Annotated in this window: 14 protein-coding genes; 7 read left to right on the plus strand and 7 right to left on the minus strand. The window is 71.2% G+C overall.

The window, feature by feature from the left end; all coding sequences use genetic code 11:
* Nucleotides 1-120: 120 nt before the first annotated feature.
* Together polA and FHS98_RS14455 are read left to right on the plus strand one after the other, a co-directional pair.
* Complete coding sequence (polA, locus tag FHS98_RS14450) at nt 121-2,874, plus strand: DNA polymerase I (RefSeq protein ID WP_167106470.1); 2,754 nt, start codon at nt 121-123, stop codon at nt 2,872-2,874.
* Nucleotides 2,871-4,391 (plus strand): lipopolysaccharide biosynthesis protein, encoded by a 1,521-nt coding sequence (locus tag FHS98_RS14455; RefSeq protein WP_167106473.1) that lies wholly within the window; start codon nt 2,871-2,873, stop codon nt 4,389-4,391. The genes polA and FHS98_RS14455 overlap by 4 nt, the downstream gene beginning before the upstream one ends.
* A 42-nt stretch (nt 4,392-4,433) precedes the next feature.
* Here FHS98_RS14455 and purH read toward each other — a convergent pair whose 3' ends face one another.
* Genes purH through FHS98_RS14475 form a run of 4 tightly spaced genes read right to left on the minus strand, consistent with a single transcriptional unit; the run spans nt 4,434 to nt 9,788 of the window.
* Entirely contained in the window at nt 4,434-6,023 is a 1,590-nt protein-coding gene (purH, locus tag FHS98_RS14460) for a bifunctional phosphoribosylaminoimidazolecarboxamide formyltransferase/IMP cyclohydrolase (RefSeq protein WP_167106476.1), read from the minus strand.
* A gap of 28 nt (nt 6,024-6,051) precedes the next feature.
* Entirely contained in the window at nt 6,052-7,806 is a 1,755-nt protein-coding gene (locus FHS98_RS14465; protein ID WP_167106479.1) for a heparinase II/III family protein, read from the minus strand.
* Between the two features lie 7 nt (nt 7,807-7,813).
* The gene (gene rpe, locus FHS98_RS14470; protein ID WP_167106482.1) at nt 7,814-8,476 is read right to left on the minus strand and encodes a ribulose-phosphate 3-epimerase; all 663 of its coding nucleotides are present in this window, start codon (nt 8,474-8,476) and stop codon (nt 7,814-7,816) included.
* Between the two features lie 34 nt (nt 8,477-8,510).
* Nucleotides 8,511-9,788 carry an RsmB/NOP family class I SAM-dependent RNA methyltransferase gene (locus FHS98_RS14475; RefSeq protein ID WP_167106485.1) on the minus strand — a complete coding sequence of 426 codons (1,278 nt, stop codon included), beginning with the start codon at nt 9,786-9,788 and terminating at the stop codon, nt 8,511-8,513.
* 49 nt (nt 9,789-9,837) lie between these two features.
* On the opposite strand from FHS98_RS14475, the gene FHS98_RS14480 reads away from it, so the two are divergent.
* Nucleotides 9,838-10,005 (plus strand): DUF1674 domain-containing protein, encoded by a 168-nt coding sequence (locus tag FHS98_RS14480; RefSeq protein WP_167106806.1) that lies wholly within the window; start codon nt 9,838-9,840, stop codon nt 10,003-10,005.
* Between the two features lie 3 nt (nt 10,006-10,008).
* Here the strand turns inward: FHS98_RS14480 and FHS98_RS14485 are convergent, their stop codons facing one another.
* Nucleotides 10,009-10,986: an NAD(P)H-dependent glycerol-3-phosphate dehydrogenase gene (locus tag FHS98_RS14485; RefSeq protein WP_167106488.1), complete on the minus strand. Its 978-nt coding sequence runs from the start codon at nt 10,984-10,986 to the stop codon at nt 10,009-10,011.
* On the minus strand, nt 10,983-12,017 hold the full coding sequence (gene tsaD, locus FHS98_RS14490; RefSeq protein ID WP_167106491.1) for a tRNA (adenosine(37)-N6)-threonylcarbamoyltransferase complex transferase subunit TsaD: 1,035 nt from the start codon (nt 12,015-12,017) through the stop codon (nt 10,983-10,985). Before tsaD ends, FHS98_RS14485 begins: the two co-directional genes overlap by 4 nt.
* 45 nt (nt 12,018-12,062) lie before the next feature.
* Between tsaD and hemC the strand changes: the two genes are divergently transcribed.
* From hemC to FHS98_RS14505, 3 genes are read left to right on the plus strand one after another with little or no spacing between them, the layout of a single operon-like run.
* Nucleotides 12,063-12,983: a hydroxymethylbilane synthase gene (gene hemC / locus FHS98_RS14495; protein WP_167106494.1), complete on the plus strand. Its 921-nt coding sequence runs from the start codon at nt 12,063-12,065 to the stop codon at nt 12,981-12,983.
* Nucleotides 12,983-13,651, plus strand: a complete 669-nt coding sequence (locus FHS98_RS14500; protein ID WP_167106497.1) for a uroporphyrinogen-III synthase — start codon at nt 12,983-12,985, stop codon at nt 13,649-13,651. Before hemC ends, FHS98_RS14500 begins: the two co-directional genes overlap by 1 nt.
* Before the next feature lie 16 nt (nt 13,652-13,667).
* A complete protein-coding gene (locus FHS98_RS14505) occupies nt 13,668-14,573 on the plus strand; it encodes a hypothetical protein (RefSeq protein WP_167106500.1) in 906 nt (301 codons plus the stop codon).
* Here the strand turns inward: FHS98_RS14505 and FHS98_RS14510 are convergent.
* A complete protein-coding gene (locus tag FHS98_RS14510) occupies nt 14,554-15,015 on the minus strand; it encodes a MarR family winged helix-turn-helix transcriptional regulator (protein ID WP_167106503.1) in 462 nt (153 codons plus the stop codon). The genes FHS98_RS14505 and FHS98_RS14510 overlap by 20 nt on opposite strands.
* Before the next feature lie 143 nt (nt 15,016-15,158).
* Here FHS98_RS14510 and FHS98_RS14515 point away from each other — a divergent pair, with 143 nt between their 5' ends.
* Nucleotides 15,159-16,556 (plus strand): glycosyl transferase family protein, encoded by a 1,398-nt coding sequence (locus FHS98_RS14515; RefSeq protein ID WP_167106506.1) that lies wholly within the window; start codon nt 15,159-15,161, stop codon nt 16,554-16,556.
* Nucleotides 16,557-16,853 lie beyond the last annotated feature (297 nt).

Below are 16,853 nucleotides of genomic sequence, written 5' to 3' on the forward strand. Positions count from 1 at the left end.
CAGCCACTGTGCTCCCGGATCATGTCGCCCATGGTAACTTCGTCACAGCTTCGCTGCCAAGCGCCGCCGGAACGCAAGCCGCCTGTCGCCTTCGCCGCGCCCGCTTGCTAAAGCCCGCCGATGTCTTCCCAGCATCTCTACCTCGTCGACGGATCGAGCTATATTTTCCGGGCCTATCACCGGCTTCCGCCGCTGACCAACCGCCATGGCCAGCCGGCCGGCGCGGTCTACGGCTTCACCACCATGTTGTGGAAGCTGCTCACCGATCTCACGGGGGAGGGCGGGCCGAGCCATCTGGCGGTGATCTTCGACGCCTCGTCCAAGACCTTCCGCAACGACATGTACGATCAGTACAAGGCGAACCGGCCGCCGGCGCCCGAGGATCTGATCCCGCAATTCCCGATGATCCGCGATGCCACCCGCGCCTTCTCGGTGCCCTGCATCGAGACCGAGGGGCTGGAAGCGGACGATATCATCGCCTGCTACTCGCAGGCCGCGATCGGCGCGGGCTGGAAGGTGACGATCGTCTCGTCCGACAAGGATCTGATGCAGCTCATCGTGCCCGGCCTCGACATGCTCGACACGATGAACGACCGCCGGATGGGCGCGGAGCATGTCGTCGAGAAGTTCGGCGTCACGCCGGACAAGCTCGGCGACGTGCTGGCGCTGATGGGCGACAGCGTCGACAATGTGCCGGGCGTGCCGGGCGTCGGCCCCAAGACCGCCTCGCAGCTCATCCAGCAATATGGCGATCTCGAATCGGTGCTGGCCGCCGCGCCGACGATCACCAAGCCCAAGCTGCGCCAATCGCTGATCGACCATGCCGAGATGGCGCGCCTGTCGCGCCGTCTGGTGGCGCTCGAATGCAATGCGCCGCTGCCGCAGCCGCTCGACGAGCTGGTGCTTCAGGGCATCCCGCCGGCGCCGCTGCGCGCCTTCCTGGAGGAGCATGGCTTCCGCTCGCTGCTGACCAAGCTCGGCGACGCGCCCGCCATGCCGGCCGCCATACCCTCGTCCGGGACGGCCGCCGAGGAAGAGCCGCCGTTCAAGCATGACGATTACGAGACCGTCGTCACCGAAGAGGCGCTCGACCGCTGGATCGCGGAAGCCACGGCACAGGGCTTCGTCGCAGTCGACACCGAGACCGACCAGCTCGACGCGCTGCGCGCGACCCTCGTCGGCATCAGCCTCGCCACGAAGCCGGGCAAGGCCTGCTACATCCCCGTCGGCCATCGCGGCGACGGGCTGCTCTCCGAAGCGCCGGTGCAACTGCCGCGCGATGTCGTGCTGTCGAAGCTCGCGCCGTTGCTGGCCGATCCGGCGGTGCTGAAGATCGGGCAGAACATCAAATATGATCTGCTGGTGTTCCAGCGCGCCGGCGTGCCGGTGGTGGCGCCCTATGACGACACCATGCTGCTGAGCTACGATCTCGACGCCGGCAAGCATGGCCATGGCATGGACGATCTGTGCAAGACGCACCTCGGCCACACCACGATCAGCTTCAAGGACGTCTGCGGCACCGGCAAGAATCAGCTTACGTTCGATCTCGTCCCCCTCGATCGCGCGACGCATTACGCCGCCGAGGATGCCGACGTGACGCTGCGCCTGTGGAAGCGCCTCAAGCCGCGTCTCCCGAAGGAAGGCGCGACGCGCGTCTATGAGATGGTCGATCGCCCGCTGGTGCCCGTCGTCGCCGCGATGGAGGCGGCCGGCATCCTCGTCGACCGCGCCGAGCTGGCGCGGCTTTCCACCGATTATGCCGCCGAGATCGCCCGCCTCGAAGGCGTGATCCACGAGGCCGCCGGTGGCCCCTTCACCATCGGCAGCCCCAAGCAGTTGGGCGAGGTGCTGTTCGAGCGCATGGGCCTCAAGGGCGGGCGCAAGGGCAAGTCGGGCGTCTATTCGACCGACGTCAACGAGATGGAGCGGCTTGCGGGCGAGGGCGTCGAGGTGGCGCGGCTCGTGCTGGAATGGCGCCAGCTCTCCAAGCTCAAGTCGACCTATACCGACGCGCTCCAGCAGCAGATCAACCCCGAGACGGGCCGCGTCCACACCAGCTTCAGCTTGGCGGTCGCACAGACCGGACGCTTGTCCTCCACCGACCCCAATCTTCAGAATATCCCGATCCGCACCGAGCTTGGCCGCCGCATCCGCGATGCCTTCGTGGCGGCGCCGGGCAACGTCATCCTCTCGGCCGACTATTCGCAGATCGAGCTGCGCCTCGCCGCGCACATGGCCGACGTGCCCGAACTGCGCGAGGCCTTCCGGCAGGGCACGGACATCCACAACCTCACCGCGCAGGAGCTGTTCGGCGAGGTCAACCGCGACACGCGCGGCCGCGCCAAGACGATCAACTTCGCCATCCTCTACGGCATCTCGGCCTTTGGCCTCGCCGGGCGGCTCGGTGTCGATCGCGGCGAGGCGCAGCGGATCATCGACCGCTATTTCGAGCGCTTCCCCGGCGTCAGCCGCTACATCGCCGACACGCTGACCCTGGTCCGCGACAAGGGCTTCGTCTCGACGCTGTTCGGCCGCAAGACATGGCTGCCCGGCATCAAGGGCAAGATGCAGGGCGAGCGGCAGGCGGCCGAGCGGCAGGCGATCAACGCTCCCATTCAGGGCACGTCGGCCGATCTCATCAAGCGGGCGATGGTCCGCATCGGGCCGGCGCTGGCGGACGCCGGGCTCGGCCATGTGCGAATGCTGCTCCAGGTCCATGACGAACTGGTGTTCGAGCTTCCGCAAGCCGATGTCGAGGCGGCGAGCGCGGTCATCCGTCGCGTGATGGAAGGGGCCGCCGGACCCGCCGTCACCCTTTCGGTGCCGCTCGGCGTCGAGATCGGCACGGGTGCGAGCTGGGGAGCGGCGCATTGAGCAACGCGTTCACCGCCAACGAGGAGGGGCCGGGCGACATCGCCGCGCTGGCCAAGGGCGGACGCACCAATTTCTTCGGCTTCCTGCTGCGTCTGGCGGCGCGGCTGCCCTTCCTGTTCATCGCCGGCCGCATCTACGGCGCCGACGTGCTGGGCCGCTTCGCCTATGCGACGATCATCGTCGAGTTCGCGGCCCAGCTCGCGACGCTCGGCCTCAAGCGCGGCCTCGCCCAGCAGCTCGCCAAGACCAGCCGCCCCCATGTCCATGTCGTGTGGGACGGGATGCTGGTCGGCTGGCTGGTGTCGATCCTCGCCGCCGGCATCCTGATGCTCTGGCCGATCCTGCTCTTCCCCAATTCCGAGGTGAACGGGTTCGACTGGATGCTGCCGATGACGGTGTTCGCGTGGACGGGATCGGACATCGCGCTCGCCGGCCTCGCCTATCGCGGCAATATCGGCGCCACCGTCACCGCCCGCTCGCTGATCGAGCCCTGGACGATCAGCATCGCGGCCTTCGCCTTCTCCTTCTATTCGCTGCGCGACGGCCTGATCCTGTCCTACGCGCTCTCGGCCATCGCCGCACTGATCGCCTCGATCGTGCCGCTGATGCGCGAATATGGCCGCCCGCGCGGCTGGGCGCCGGAGCCCGTGCGCCTGTTCTCGATGATGAAGCGCAACCTGCCGCTGGCGGGCGCGGATGCCATCGAATGGGGCTCGCGCCGGCTCGACATCGCCATCCTCGGCCTGTTCTTCTCGCCGGCGATCGTCGGCATCTACTACGTCGCCCAGCAGGTCGCCTCGCTGCCGCAGAAGCTCAAGACCAGCTTCGATCCGATCCTCGGCCCGGTCATCACCCAGAACCTCGCCGAGAACAACAAGGCCGCCGTCGCCAAGCAGGTGCGGCAGGTCGGCTTCTGGATCATCGCCGCCCAGATCGGCATCGCGCTGGCGCTCGGCATTCCGGGCGAGGCGGTGATGGGGCTGGTCGGCCCGCGCTTCGTCGGCGGCACGGGCGCGCTCGGCGTGCTGCTCGCCGCCGAGGCGATCGCCGCCACCGCCGTGGTGAGCGAGGCGGCGCTGATCTATATCGCGGCCAAGCGCAACCTCGCCATCTCGGTGGCGATGATCGTGGGGCAGACGATCCTGTCGGTGATCCTGATCTACATGATCCGCGCCGCGCATCCCGTGGCCGATCTCAAGGACGACGCCATCGCCGCCGCCGGCCCGGCCATCGCGCTGATGCTGATGCTGGGCGCCGCCTCGATCGCCAAGGCGCGGCTGCTGCGCCGGCTGCTCGGGCATCGCGTCTCGGGCTGGCGCTGGCCGCTGGTGCCGGCGGCGGCGGCGGGCATGGCGGTCGGCGCGCTGGCGACCTGGTTCCCCGAATGGATGGAGCTGATGCTGGGCGTGCCGCTGATCCTCGCCGCCTATGGCGCGGTGATCTGGTATCGCGGCTTCGGCGAGGAGGACCGGCTGCTGTTCAGCCTGAAGCCCGGCGCCGAGCCGCAACCGGCCTGAGAAAAAGGGGCGGAGGTTTCGACACCTCCGCCCCTTTTCGGATCAGTGCCGGAAGTGGCGCATTCCGGTGAAGACCATCGCGAGGCCGGCTTCGTCGGCAGCGGCGATCACCTCCTCGTCGCGGATCGAGCCGCCCGGCTGGATCACCGCCGTGGCGCCCGCCTCGACCGCCGCCAGCAGACCGTCCGCGAAGGGGAAGAAGGCGTCCGACGCGACCGCCGAGCCGATCGTGCGGGGCTCGGCCCAGCCGGCCTTGTCGGCGGCGTCCTTGGCCTTCCACGCGGCGATGCGGGCGCTTTCGAGGCGGTTCATCTGCCCCGCGCCGACGCCGGCGGTCGAGCCGCCCTTGGCATAGACGATGGCGTTCGACTTGACATGCTTGGCGACCGTCCAGGCGAAGAGGCAGTCCTCCAGTTCCTGAGCGGTCGGCTCGCGCTTGGTCACCACCTTGAGCAGGTCGCGCGTGATGCGGCCATTGTCGCGCGACTGGACGAGCATCCCGCCCGCGATCGACTTCATGGTGAGGCCGCCGCGTGCCGGATCGGGAAGCTCGCCGGTCAGCAGCAGGCGGAGATTCTTCTTCTTCGCGAACACCGCGCGGGCGTCGGCATCGGCATCCGGCGCACAGACCACCTCAGTGAAGATGCCGGAGATCGCTTCCGCCGTCGGGCCGTCGAGCGGACGGTTGACCGCGATGATGCCGCCAAACGCCGAGACGCTGTCGCAGGCGAGGGCCGCCTGATAGGCCTCGATCAGCGTATCCGCCGTGGCGACGCCGCAGGGGTTCGCGTGCTTGACGATGACGACGGTCGGCGGGCCGTCGCGGAACTCGCTGACCAGCTCCAGCGCCGCGTCGGCGTCGTTGTAATTGTTGTAGCTGAGCTCCTTGCCCTGCACCTGCTCGGCCTGCGCGATGCCACGCGCCGAGGGGCCGAGCGGGAGATAGAGCGCCGCCGACTGGTGCGGATTCTCGCCATAACGCAGCGCAGCGCCCTTCCTGAGCGGCACCGACAGCGCCTCGGGCAGCGTCTCGCCCTGATCGGCGAAGGCGAACCAGGAGGAGATCATGCCGTCATAGGCCGCCGTCGCCGCGAAGGCCTTGGCGGCGAGCTTGCGGCGCAGCGCCAGCGTGGTCGAGCCGGCGTTGGCGTCCAGCTCCTCGATGATCGTCGCATAATCGGCCGGGTCGGTCGTGATCGCGACATAGGCGTGGTTCTTGGCGGCCGAGCGCACCATCGACGGGCCGCCGATATCGATATTCTCGATGATCTCGTCACGCTCGGCGCCCTTCGCGACCGTCTGCGCGAAGGGATAGAGGTTCACCACCACCAGATCGATCGGCGCGATGCCATGATCGACCATTGCCTGCGCGTGCTCGCGATTGTCGCGCACCGCGAGCAGGCCGCCATGCACCATCGGGTGCAGCGTCTTGACGCGGCCGTCCATCATCTCGGGGAAGCCGGTCAGGTCCGACACGTCGCGCACCTCGAGCCCGGCCTCGCGCAGCGCCCTGGCGGTGCCGCCGGTCGAGACCAGCTCCACGCCGTGACGCACCAGCGCCGCCCCAAGCTCCGCCAGCCCGCTCTTGTCCGATACGGAGAGCAGTGCGCGGGTGATCTTCACATTCGACATGACCGGTCCTTGAAAGAAGAAGGCGGGCTCAACCGGCCCGCTTGAACGCCCAGGAAATGCTGGTGCCGCCGGCCGGGGTCTCCCCCGTCACGACGAGCTGGTTGGTCGACACGGGGCGCCCGCGCGAGTCGATCCAGATGCTTTCTTCGATGCCGAGCGCGCCGCCCCGGCAGCGGAACTGCCACAGCGGCCCGCCTTCGACGCGCAGCAGCGCGCCGAGCCCGTCGGCGGTCGGCGTCGCCTCGACGCCGGGCGCGAGATGGAAGCGCGCCGCGAAACCGATCGACTGGCCCGACTTGCGCGAGCCCGACGGCAGCAGCACGTCCTCGCCGCCCAGCTCCCGCCCATCGGCCGACAGCGCCAGCTTGCGGCGGTGCGACAGGCCGTAGCGGCGGACATAGCCGTCATGGCTGGCCTCGATGCGGCTGGCGCTCTCCTGCTCCTGCCGGTCGAGCTCGACCATCGTCACGCCACGGCCCAGCGAGCCGTCGACATGGATCGCGGTCGAGTTGGAATCGGCGAGCACGAGGGTGGAATGGGCGGCACTGGTGCGCAGCGCCTCGGAAATGGCGGTGGGGAGAGCCCCCCATGGCTTGTCGCCGCCGCAATTGACGATCAGGCGCCAGGCGCCGTCGCTCAGCTCGAAGCCCAGCGTCGAAGCGCAGCCGCCGCGCCCCAGCCGGCTGGCGGGCGGCGGCGCGCAATCGACGACGGCGACGGTGCTCCCGCCCGCCAGCCGCTGGAAACCCCATTCGCGTGACTGGCGCAGCGGCCGGGTGCGGATGCCCGACGCGCCCACCGCGCGGGTGACGCGATCGGCGCGCAGCGGCCCGCCGCCCTGCCAGCTCGACAACGCCCCGTCGCCGAGCGTCACGCCCAGCAGCGCCGGCACCGCCTTGGCGAGCGCGGAGGCGACGGCGGGGAGAGGCTCGCGCCGTCGCTCGTCATAGACGGCCACGAGCTGCGACAGGATCTCGACCAGCTCCAAAAGCTCGACCGGCGAACGGCTGACGATGCCGCCATCGGGCAGCACCGCCTGCGCCAGCGCCTTGGTCATGCCCTGCTCGCCATGGGCGAGGCGCGGGTCGCCGCCGGGGATCAGCAGCCCGGCGGCGATCGTGCCGGCGCAGGCCGCGACACGAGGCAGGCCCGCCGGCACCTTGTCGGCCGTGCGATCGAGATGGCGGGCGCCGCGCGCCAACGCGTTCAGCACCGCCGATCGATAGACCAGATCGGAAGAGGACAGGATGATCGGAGCGTGCGCCGTCCAGGCGAGGATGCGGCGGCCCCACAGGTCTGGCCGCCATGCCAGCTCGTCCGCCGTCTTGCCATGCGTCTCCAGCCAGCGGCGCATCAGCGGCTCGGCATAGGGCGCGACATCGAGCCGGGTGCCCGCCGCCGCGAGGTCGCGCAGCCAGGCGAAGCTCTGGAGATGGTCGGCGAAGCCCGTGGGCCGGCCTGCTTCCGCGAAATCGAGCGTCGCGGTGGAGGCGCGCTCGCGGCCGAGGCTGATCTCGCCATCCATGATGTCGAGGCCCGCCTCGCGATCGCCGGGAATCGGATCGCGCGGCACGCCCAGGAGTTTCAGCGGAAAACGACCGCGCAGGCGGAAGCTGTGGAGCGGCGTGCCCCAGGTCAGCCGGTTGAAGCGGGCGACCACGCGTTCGGCGAGCGACGCGCCCTTCTCGTCCCCGACACGGATCAGCCGGCGGCCGGGTTCGATACCGTCGGCATCCGGGACGGGCACGGCGGAGCCCTCTGCAATCCGGCGGACGACGGTCATATGCGGCTTATCCCCCCCTCAGCGCGCGGATATTGGCGGCATAGGCGTCCGGCCCGCCCCTGAAGGTGGCGCTTCCCGCTACCAGCGCATCGGCCCCCGCCTCGATGCACAAGGCGGCGGTCGTGTGATCGACCCCGCCATCCACTTCCAGATCGATGTCGCGGCCCGAGCGGTCGATCATCGCGCGCACGGCGGCGATCTTGCGGAGCTGCGAATGGATAAAGCGCTGCCCGCCGAAACCGGGGTTCACCGACATGATGAGCACGAGATCGACCTCGTCGATCAGATAATCGAGCGCATCCTCGGGCGTCGCCGGGCACAGCACGACGCCGGCGCGCTTGCCGAGCGCCTTGATCGTCTGGACGGTGCGGTGGACGTGCGGCCCGGCTTCGGGATGGACCGTGATGCAATCCGCCCCGGCCTCCGCGAAGGCCTCCAGATAGGGATCGATCGGCTGGATCATCAGATGCACGTCGAACGGCTTGGCGGTGTGCGGGCGCAGCGCCTTCACCACCGCCGGGCCGATCGTGATGTTGGGCACGAAATGGCCGTCCATCACGTCGATATGGATCCAATCGGCGCCGGCCGCGTCGATCGCGCGCACCTCCTCGCCCAGCCGCGCGAAGTCGGCGGAGAGGATCGAGGGGGCGATGCGGACCGGTTTCACCATCCCCTGCGCGACTAACCGCAAGCGAGGGTCGGCTTCAAGCCTTCACGAAGCGCGCGACGAAGAAGCCGTCGCAACCGCCCTGATCGGAGAGGGCTCCGGGCGCGACGCGAAGGAAGCCGTCGGCGTCGGGCGCGAGGCCCTCGGGCAGTTCCTCCGCCCGGATCGGATCGCGCGAAAAGCCGGGTGCGGCAAAGGCTCCGGCCACCTTCTCGCCCTCGCGCGGCTCCAGCGAGCAGACCGCGTAGACCAGTGTGCCGCCCGGCTTCACCCACTCCGCCGCGCGCGCCAGCATCGCCGCCTGCGTCTCGGCCAGTTCGGCGATCGCGGAGGGGCGGACGCGGTGGAGGACGTCGGGGTGACGGCGGAAGATGCCGGTCGCCGAACAGGGCGCGTCGAGCAGCACCGCATCGACCGGGGCGGGCGGCGACCAGCGCATGACGTCGGCCTCCACCGTCTCGGCGGAGAGCCCGGTGCGCTCCAGATTCTCGGAAAGCCGTGCGAGGCGCGTGCCGGCCATCTCGACCGCCGTCACCCGCCAGCCGGCGGCGGCGAGCTGGAGCGTCTTGCCGCCCGGCGCGGCGCACAGATCGAGCGCGCGGCCATCGCCGGTCGGGCGCCCGAGAAGGCGCGCCGGCATCGAGGCGGAGAGATCCTGCACCCACCATGCGCCTTCGTCATAGCCTTCGAGGCCGGTCACGCCGCCAGCCTCGTCGAGGCGCAGATGCCCCGTCATCAGGCTCCGCGCGCCGAGGCGTTCAGCCCATTCGGCGGTCCGGGCGGGATCGGCCAGCGTCAGGTCGAGCGGCGGCTTGCCGGTGAGCCCGGTCCGCGCGGCTTCCGTGGCGTCCTCGCCCCAGGCCGCCCGCCAGCGCATCGCCACCGGCACCGGCAGCTCGGGCGGGGTGGGGAGGGTGGCGCCGTTCCGCATCAGCGTGCCGAACACGCCGTGGACGAGCTTGCGCGGGCCGCCGTCGACCAGCGGCAGCGCGGTCGAGATCGCGGCGTGGGGCGGCGTGTCCATCGCCAGCGCCTGGACGAGCGCGATACGGAGCGCGAAGCGCGCCTTGGCGTCGTCGGGCAACGGGCGCTGGGTGGCGCTGTCGATCAGCGCGTCGAGATCGGGCATCCGGCGCAGCGCTTCGGAGGCGATGGCGCGGGCGAGGCCGCGATCCTCGGCCTTGGGCAGACCGCCGACCGCGCCCAGCGCCGCCTCCAGCGGCAATCCGCGCCGCATCACCGCGTCGAGCAGGCGGAGCGCGGCGCGGCGGGCGGGGGTGCCGGGCGGATCGCCGGCGGGAGACGTCTTGTTCATGGCTTGCCAATCAGGATGCGACCGCCGATCTGGGGTCTGGAGACAGATGATGACCGAACGACGCCCCGGCGAACGCCCCCCGCATGTGAAAGCCCCCGCACACCTCTCGCCGAGCCCGCCCGTGCCCGCGCCCAAAGCCGCCGAGGACAGGCGCGCCGCGCTCGACCCGACGCGCTATGGCGACTGGGAGCGCAAGGGAATCGCGATCGACTTCTAGGCATCAGCGCGCTTCGTCGCCGATCGGGCGAGCGAGCAGCCGCTCGACCACGGCATCGACGCCCGCCACGCCGGCCAGCAGTTCGCGCACCGCCTCGACGATCGGCATCTCGACGCCCGCCGCGCGCGCCGCCTCGGCAAGCACCGGGGCGGTGGCCGCGCCCTCCGCGACGGTGCGGCGGTTGGAGAGCAGCGCCTCGGCGCTCTCGCCCCGGCCGAGCCCGAGCCCGAGGCTGAAATTGCGCGAGCTGGTCGACGAGCAGGTCAGCACCAGATCGCCAAGGCCCGAGAGACCCGCCAGCGTCTCGGCCCGCGCGCCGCGCGCATGGCCGAAGCGCCGCATCTCGGCGAAACCGCGCGCGATCAGCGCGGCGGCGGCATTCTGCCCGAGCCCACGCCCCGCCACGACACCGCAGGCGATCGCCAGCACATTCTTGACCGCGCCGCCGATCTCCGCGCCGAGCACGTCGTCCGAGCGATAGGGGCGGAACCCCGGCCGCGCGAGCCGCATCGCCAGCGCCCGCCCCAACGCTTCGTCGGCGCAGGCGAGGGTGACGGCGGTGGGAAGGCCTTTCGCCACCTCATGCGCGAAGGTCGGCCCGGACAGCACCGCGATCGGCGCGCCCGGCCGCAGCTCGGCGGCGAGTTCGGACATCAGGAGCTGCGTCCCGGCCTCGATCCCCTTCGAGCAGAGGATCAGCGGCTGGCTCGTCACCGGCAGGTTCGCCATCACACCACGCAGATGCTGCGCCGGCGTCACCAGCAGCAGCGCGCCGCAATCCGCCAGATCCGCCGCATCCGTGGTCGCGCGGATCGTGCGGGAGAGCGGGATGTCCGGCAGATAGGCCGGGTTGGCATGGCTGCCGTTGATCGCATCGACCACCTCGGCCGAGCGCGCCCACAGCGTCACCGGGCCGCCTGCCGCCGCGACCTGCGCCAGCGCCGTGCCCCAGGCGCCTCCACCGACGATTCCGAGCTTCATGCCTTCACCCCCGCGCCGCGCACCTTCTCCGCCTCCGGGTCGAGCGGCCAGCGCGCCCGCGCCGGCGTGTCGAGCGGGTCGGCGATGCCGGCCGCGAAACGCTCGACCCCGGCCCAGGCGATCATCGCCGCATTGTCCGTGCAGAGCCATTGCGGCGGCGCGGAGAAGGGCAGGCCATGCTCGGCGGCCAGCCCCTCCAGAGCGCCGCGCACGGCCTTGTTGGCGGCCACACCGCCCGCCACGACCAGCGCCGTCGCGCCCTCCGCCCTGGCCAGAGCGCGGCGTGTGCGATCGAGCAGGCAGTCGACCACCGCCTGCTGGAAGGAGGCGGCGATATCCTCGGTGCGATGGATGCCCGCGTCACGGGCACGCAGCACGGCGCTCTTCAATCCCGCGAAGGAGAAATGCGGCTCGGCCGAACCGACCAGCGGGCGCGGCAGCGGCACGGCGTAAGGGTCGCCCTCGGCCGCCGCGCGCTCGACCGCGGGGCCACCGGGGAAGCCGAGGCCGAGCAGCTTGGCGGTCTTGTCGAAAGCCTCGCCCGATGCATCGTCGATCGTGGTCGCCAGCCGGCGATAACGGCCGACCCCCTCGACGAAGAGCAACTGGCAATGCCCGCCCGACACCAGCAGCAGCAGATAGGGGAAGCGCAGCGCCGGATCGGCGAGGCGGGGCGAGAGCGCATGGCCCTCGAGATGATTCACCGCCACCAGCGGCTTGCCGGCGGCAAGCGCGATGCCCTTGGCCATCAGCAGCCCCACCATGACGCCGCCGATCAGCCCCGGCCCGGCGGTCGCGGCGATCGCGTCGACGTCGGCGAGCGTCTTGCCCGCATCGGCCAGCGCGCACTCGATCAGCGGCCCCAGCGCCTCGACATGGGCGCGCGCGGCGATCTCCGGCACGACGCCGCCGAAGGGACGGTGCTGGGCTTCCTGGCCGGCGAGGCGATGGGCGAGAATGAGGCGGTCGCCGTCGACGAGCGCGGCGGCCGTCTCGTCGCAGGAGGATTCGAGTCCGAGGATCAGGGGCATGGCGCGCTTCCCTGCACCGCTTCGGGCCTTTAGAGCAACCTTCCGATGGATATGCCCTCTCGCCCCCTTCGTCTCGGCACGCGCGGATCGCCGCTCGCGCTCACCCAGGCCCGCATGGTCGCGGCCGCCCTCTGCGCCGCCCATGGATGGCCGCGCGAGGCTGTGGACATCCATGCCGTCCGCACCACCGGAGACAGGGTGCAGGACCGTCCGCTGGCGGAAATCGGCGGGAAAGCGCTGTGGACGAAAGAGCTGGACCGCGCGCTTCTGGATGGCGAGATCGACTTCGCCGTCCACTCGATGAAGGATGTCGAGACGATCCGCCCGGCGGCGATCCGCATCGCCGCGATGCTGCCGCGCGCCGATGTGCGCGACAGGCTGGTGGGCGCCGAGAGCGTGGCGGCGTTGCCCCGGAATGCGCGAATCGGCACCTCCTCGCCCCGCCGCGCGGCGCAGCTTCGCCATCTGCGGCCCGATCTCGCCATCGTGCCCTTCCGCGGCAATGTCGACACGCGCCTGCGCAAGCTCGCCGACGGCGAGGCGGAAGCGACCCTGCTCGCCGCCGCCGGGCTCGATCGGCTGGAGCGGCCCGAGATCGGCCATGCCATCCCGATCGACATCCTGCTCCCGGCGCCAGCGCAGGGCGCGGTCGGCATCGAGGCGCGCGCCGACGACGCGGCCACCCTCGCGCTGCTCGCCGCGATCGACCATGCCGAGACGCATGTCTGCGTGCTGGCCGAGCGCGCCTTCCTCGCGGCGCTGGGGGCGGATTGTCACTCGCCGGTCGGCGCGCTGGCGGTGATCGCGGACGGCACCCTGACGATCCGCGCCGAGATCCTGAGCGAGGACGGCGCGCTCCGCGTCGGCGGCGAGGCGTCGGGCGAGAATGCCGCCGACGGCACGCTCGCCGACCGGCTGCTGGCCGAGGCGCCGCCCGCTCTGGCGCGGCTGTTCGCGGGGCGCTGATGCCCGCCGTGCTGGTGCTGCGCCCCGAGCCCGGCGCCACGGCGACCGTCTCGGCGGCGCAGGCACTCGGGCTGGAGGCGATCGCGGCGCCGCTGTTCGAGGTGCGCGCGCTCGACTGGACCCCGCCTGCGACGCCTCCCGAAGCCGTGCTGATGACCAGCGCGCAGGCGGCGCGTCTCGGCGGGGCGGGGCTCGTCATGCTTCGCGATCGACCGCTCTATGCGGTGGGCGAGGCCACCGCCGCCGCCGCGCGGCAGGCCGGCTTCACCCACCTGATCGCCGGAGACGCGGGCGTGGATGCGATCGTGGCCCGCGCCGCGCGCGACGGCGTTCGCTCGCTCCTCCATCTCACCGCCCGCGAGCATCGCGCGCCCGCCGACATGGGAATCACCATCGAGCGCCGGCTCGTCTATGCGGCCGACGCGGCCCCGACACTGCCCGAGGCCGCCCGTGCGGCGCTGCCTCATGCCGTCGCGCTGCTGCATTCGCCCCGCGCCGCCGCGCTCTTCGCCGGTCTGGTCGATCCCATGGCGATCCGCATCGCCGCGATCAGCCCGACGACACGCGATGCGGCCGGCGAGGGCTGGCGTGCCGCCGTCGTCGCGGAGCATCCCACCGACGCCTCCCTGCTGGCGGCGGCCGCCAAGCTGTGCAATCACGAGGCCTGAGGAAGACGGGGCCTGCATGGAACGCGATTACGATCCTTATGAGCGCCGGTCGCGCGCCTGGTTGTGGGCGCTTCTGCTCGTGCTGGCCGCGTTCGTCGGCGGCGGCTTCGCGATGGGCTATGCGGTGACGCATGACGCGCGCACCGCGCGGATGCTGCATCTCCAGACGATCGAGCAGGCCCAGGCGCAGGCGGCGCTCGCCCAGCATATCGTGGTACGCCCGTCTCCCGCGACCGCGCCCGCCCCGACGACGCCCCCCTCCGCCGCCGCCGATCTGCAGATGGCGACGCGCGTCGCCACGCTGGAGGACAAGGTCGACGATATCGAGGCGCAGGCGAGGGAAGCCACCGGCGACGCCTCGCGCGCCGAGGGGCTGCTCGTCACCTTCGCCGCCCGCCGCGCGCTCGATCGCGGGGTGGAACTCGGCTATCTCGAAGGCCTGCTGCGCCAGCGCTTCGGCAACACCCAGCCGCAGGCGGTGGCGACCATCCTCTCCGCCGCGCGCCAGCCGGTGACGCTCGTCGACCTCCAGAACGGCCTCGACGCGATCGCGCCGACCCTTTCGGCCAGCGGCGCGCCCCAGAAGAGCTGGTGGCAGAGCTTCCGTCACGAACTGGCCGGAATGGTGGTGGTGCGTCGCAGCGGCGAACCCTCGGCCGTCCCCGCCGATCGGGTCGCCCGCGCCGGGCGGCGGCTGGAGGCGGGGCAGGTCGACGCCGCGCTGGCCGAGATCGTGCGCCTGCCCGATCATCGCGCCGCCGACGGCTGGATCGTGGCCGCCCGCCGCTATCTGAGCGGCCGCGCCGCGCTCGATCAGATCGAGACGGCGGCGCTGCTCGATCCGGGCACGCCGCGGACGCCGGGCGCATCGGGCTGGCCCGCCGCGCCGCACCCGGCGCCGGTCAAACCGGCCGCCGACTGAGCCGGATCGCCGCCGCCTCCATCTTGCGGAGCGCGGCGTCGAGGCTGCGGATCTCCTCGACGGAAAACTCCTCCAGCAGCGCGCGCTCCATCGCCAGCGCCTCCGGCCCGACGCTTTCGTAGAGGGTCCGCCCCGCGTCGCTCAGCGACAGCAGGCTGGAACGCTTGTCGCCGCTATGGGGCGTGCGATCGACCAGCCCGCGCTCGACCAGCGGCCGCACGGCGCGGCTGACCGTCATCTTGTCCATCACCGTCTGCCTGACGATGGCGAGCTGGGTCAGCGGCGCCGCCTCGCCCAAAACCGCGATCACGCGCCATTCGGGGATGCTGAGGCCGAACAGCCGGTCATAGGCCTCCGCCACCAGATCGCTCACCCGGTTGGACGCGATCGAGAGACGATAGGGCAGGAAGGTTTCGAGCCGCAGGGACTGGCGCTTGGTCATCCCGCCTTCTTCGCGACTGGCAGCCACGGGGGCAAGCCCGCGCCGCTTCGGGCCGCCATTCGCGCGATGCCATCGGATTGAAGCCATTTCGGCTACGATTCCCGCCACCCTCCCGTACACCGGTTCCGGTTGGGGGGCCGTGTATGGTTGCGTATCCGATCCTGCTCGTCGGGCTGGCGACGCGTGAGCTGGCTTTGTTCGCCGCCTGCGGATTCCTGGCCGGCGGGCTGGACGATCTGTTCATAGACCTCATCTGGCTCGGCCGTTCGGCCTGGCGATCGCTGGTCGTCTATCGCCGCCACCGCCGCGTCTGCGCCACGACCATCACCGCCCCGGAGGAGCCGGGCCGCCTCGCCATCTTCGTCGCCGCCTGGCGGGAGGAGGCGGTGATCGGCGGCATGGTGTCGACGGCGCTGGCCCGCCTGCGCCATCCCGACTGGCGGCTCTATGTCGGCTGCTATCCCAACGATCCGGGGACGATCGCCGCCGTGGAACGGGCATCCGGCGGCGATCCGCGCGTGCGAATCGTGATCGGCGACGAACCGGGCGGCACGACGAAAGCCGGCTGCCTCAACTGGATCTGGCAGGCGATGCTGGGGGATGAGCGCGCGGAGGGCGCGCGCTTCAAGGCCGTCATCCTCCATGACGCCGAGGATGTCGTCCATCCCGACGAACTGACCGTCTACGACGCGCTGATCGGGCGTTTCGATCTGGTGCAGCTTCCGGTCCATGCCGTGACGGTGCGGGGCGCGGGCTCCTTCGCGGCGCTGATCTCCTCCCATTATTGCGGCGAGTTCTCGGAGGCGCACAGCAAGCAGGTGGTCGTGCGCGAGGCGGTCGGCGCGGCGGTGCCGTCGGCGGGCGTGGGCTGCGCGATCGAGCGAGGGATGCTCGCCGCCATCGCGGAGGGGCGCGACGGGCCGTTCGATCCCCGCAGCCTCACCGAGGATTATGAGCTGGGCCTGCGCATCGGCGCGCTCGGCGGGCGGGGAGTCTTCGTGCGGCTGCCGGCGGGGGACGGGCGGGGGATAGTCGCGGTGCGCGCCTGCTTCCCGCATAGCGTGGTGGGGGCGGTCCGGCAGAAGTCCCGCTGGCTGACCGGAATCGCGCTGGCGGGGTGGGACAGGCTCGGATGGTCGGGCGGGCTCGCCGAGCGCTGGATGCGGCTGCGCGATCGCCGCGCGCCGCTCGCCGCGCTGGTGCTGACATGCGGCTATGCGGCGCTGGCCGGCTGGGCGGCGACCCACCTCGCCGCGCGGATGCTGGGCACGGAGGCTCCACGGCCCGCGATTCCCATGCCGCTGCTGCTCGCCAATCTCGGGCTGCTGGGATGGCGGATCGGGATACGCTTCACCATCACGGCACGCTCGCATGGCTGGCGCATGGCGGCGCTGACGCCGCTTCATATGGTGATCGGCAATCTCGTCGCGATCGCCGCCGCCGTGCGGGCGTTCGGCCTCTATTCGGGCCTCGTCCGGCATGGGCGGCTGCGCTGGGACAAGACGGCCCATGTCCTTCCGCTCGGCGAGGATTTGGCGTGACGGGATCGCTCCACCGGGCGGCGCCGATCCGGTTCCTGATCGGCGTCGTCATCGTCTGGACGGTCGGGCGCGGGGTGGTGCTGGCAGGCTGGCAGCCGGATGAGCCCGCGCCGACGGAGCCCGTGGCCCCACGCCCGTCGAAGCGGATTCGGATGGCCACATCGCGGCAGGCCGCCGCACCCGCTTTGATTCGGGAGCCATCCGTCCCCCCGTTCCGCGACGGAAAAGCTGCGAAGGTGGCCGCTTTTCACGGCGCGGGAGACGCTGTGCCGCCCTTCCGATGGAGCGCGCGCACGT

This window comes from Sphingomonas oligoaromativorans, assembly GCF_011762195.1.
Classification (GTDB): domain Bacteria; phylum Pseudomonadota; class Alphaproteobacteria; order Sphingomonadales; family Sphingomonadaceae; genus Solisphingomonas; species Solisphingomonas oligoaromativorans.